The following is a 2,427-nucleotide window of genomic DNA, read 5'->3' on the forward strand; positions in this document are numbered from 1 at the left end:
TCCACGCCTAATCACAGACCTGGGGCGAGTCGGTGATGACCGACGCCCCGCACAACCCGCTGCGGGCACTGTGCGAGACGGTGGCCGGCATGACGGTCCAGGCCGAGGTCCCGCCGGGTTCGATCGCGCCGCTCGGCGATTTCGCAGCGATGCTGCCGTTCCACCGCACGGCGCCGATCTTCAAGCAGGGCCAGAGCATGCTGGTCACGCCGAACGGTCAATCTAATCGGACAGCTTCATCAAAGCAACACCCTGATCGAGCTTAGACACTCGAGCACTTCACGATCGCGTCGCAATCGCGAAGCTCTCTAAGTTATTTTCTTGTCGCATTTTCTTCGACGAACCGGTATCCACTTCGTCGGAAAATGCCCTAACGAGATTTTTCGAGCCTTAGAATAGCTTCAAGCGTAAGAATTCCATCTAAATAGTTTCCGATCCGCATGTTTTCATCAAAACTATGCTGGCTATTATCAGCATTAACGAGAGGCACGATGGCAAAGGGTACTTTGAGCGCGCCAACTGCCACACCCGTAGGAACGGTGCCGCCCATCATGCGGATTTCAATGGGATCAGCGCCGTGCGCCCGCTTCATGGCTTCTCGCAGCCAAACCCCGATTGGGGAGTCCAAATCGGTACGTACCGCCGTCCCTGAGGACGATCCCTTCCCCATCATCAAAGAGGCAAGTTTGGGATAACGGGCACGGTCGTCGTCCGTAGGCTCCCCTTCGACCAGATGATAACCTTGGGCCGTGACGTGGCCCTTCAGCAGATCGAATAAGCGTTCGGGCGGCGTTTCAGGTACGGTCCGCATGTCGATTTCGGCGGTGGCATGGTCGGGGATGATCGTGCGCGCTTTACCGCCGACATCAGCCGACTTGATGCCGCGTATGTTCAGCGAGGGATACTGCATCGCCTCCTGATAGTTGCCGCCGACCTTCTCCGTTTCCGCCACGCCCAAGCGTTTGCGCAATGCCGGCTCGTCGTCGGGAACAGCCGCCATCACGCGACGAGCGCGGTCGTCGAGGGCAATGCCATCGTAGTAATGCTTGACTGTGACGCGGCCGTCTTCATCCTTCATGGATGCCATTAGCTGCGCCAGACGCATCGCGGGGTTCGCGACATAATTGGCGTAATGGCCGCTGTGTAGTTCCTGTCTCGGTCCGAACACGGTCAGGGTCGCCCGGGCAATCCCGCGATTGCCGAATACGAGGGTCGGGCGGTTGCTCGGATGCATCGGACCATCGAGAACCACCAGGTCGTCGCATTTCAGGAAGGCGAGATTTTCGCGTATCACGGTTCCGAGCGACGGGGAACTTACCTCCTCCTCCGTGTCGAGCAGCACCTTGACGTTGATGGCTGGCTCGACGCCCGCGGCCTGGAGGGCATCGATCGCAGCCAGCAGCATGAGTATGGGAGCCTTGTCATCCGACGAGGATCGCGCGAATAACCGCCATTCGGGATCGACCTTTGCATCGTAAAGACGCTCGATCGGCAACTCCATCCACCGTCCATCCGGAGTCTTCTGCTTCAGGGTCGGCTTCCATGGGCTTTCCTGGTTCCATTCCGAAGGTGTTACCGGCTGGCCATCGATATGAGCATAGAACAGGACTGTCGACTTCGTATCTTTCGCATTCGGTGCCTCGGCGAAAAGCATTGGCTTGCCGTTGTTGGGTAACTGCCTCGTTCGGTAGCCTCGACGTTTGAAAGCTTGCTCGAACCAGTTGGTGTTGCGCTGTATGTCAGCGGGCGCAGCGGAAACGTTTGGGATTGCCAGCACTTCCACCCACTCTTTGAACGTTCCCCTGGCTGCGGCCTCCACCTCGGGGGTACCAGCCATGACTCTAGGGCACACAAGAGTGTAGACGAGAGCAAGAGCGGCGGTTAACGTTCCAAGCCTGCGGTTTTCGTTGAATTTAGTCGATGACATATTTTTCTCGCTCTTGGTATTTGTATCTGCGTTTCGCACCACTCAACAGATTCAAATATTCTATTTTGTCTTTCAAGTACCTTGCAGGGCCTCTCTGGGGTCCGTGCAATGGGTGGTGTCATACCGTCGCGCTTATTGATTGATTTTTTCCCCAGGCATGGATAGGCGCAGAGGGACTTGATGCGGCTGGTCTCGGCCGTGAGAGCGTTCGAGGCGCGGCAGCACGCCTCATCGACGGCGACGTAATCAGCCGGGAGCCGATGCGGCGGGGACCATAGAGGCGAATGCAGGAGCCCGCAGGATCGTCATCGAACGACCTCGCGTCGGAACCATGATCCTGGCGGGCCGCCCAGAGGTGGCTCTCCCATCATGGCTCAAGGCGCAGCAGCCGCAGCGCATTGGCGGTGACCAGCACGGTGGCGCCGGTATCTGCCAGGATGGCCGGCCACAATCCCGTGACCCCGGCCACGGTGGTGACGAGGAACACCGCCTTCAGGCCG

General features: G+C 58.6%; 2 protein-coding genes. One reads left to right on the top strand and one right to left on the bottom strand.

Annotation, left to right across the window (positions count from 1 at the left end; all coding sequences use genetic code 11):
- The first annotated feature begins 35 nt into the window (after positions 1-35).
- Entirely contained in the window at positions 36-266 is a 231-nt protein-coding gene (locus VQ02_RS36505; RefSeq protein WP_245239932.1) for a hypothetical protein, read from the top strand.
- A gap of 104 nt (positions 267-370) precedes the next feature.
- On the opposite strand, the gene VQ02_RS33560 is transcribed toward VQ02_RS36505, so the two are convergent.
- A complete protein-coding gene (locus VQ02_RS33560) occupies positions 371-1,837 on the bottom strand; it encodes a M20/M25/M40 family metallo-hydrolase (RefSeq protein WP_048448612.1) in 1,467 nt (488 codons plus the stop codon).
- Positions 1,838-2,427: the final 590 nt, after the last annotated feature.

The organism is Methylobacterium variabile, assembly GCF_001043975.1.
Lineage (GTDB): Bacteria > Pseudomonadota > Alphaproteobacteria > Rhizobiales > Beijerinckiaceae > Methylobacterium > Methylobacterium variabile.

What these genes read in the sequence shown, in the direction of transcription:
- VQ02_RS36505 (WP_245239932.1), top strand. Translation starts at nt 36, where the DNA reads ATGACCGACGCCCCGCACAACCCGCTGCGGGCACTGTGCGAGACGGTG.
- VQ02_RS33560 (WP_048448612.1), bottom strand. Translation starts at nt 1,837, where the DNA reads ATGGCTGGTACCCCCGAGGTGGAGGCCGCAGCCAGGGGAACGTTCAAA.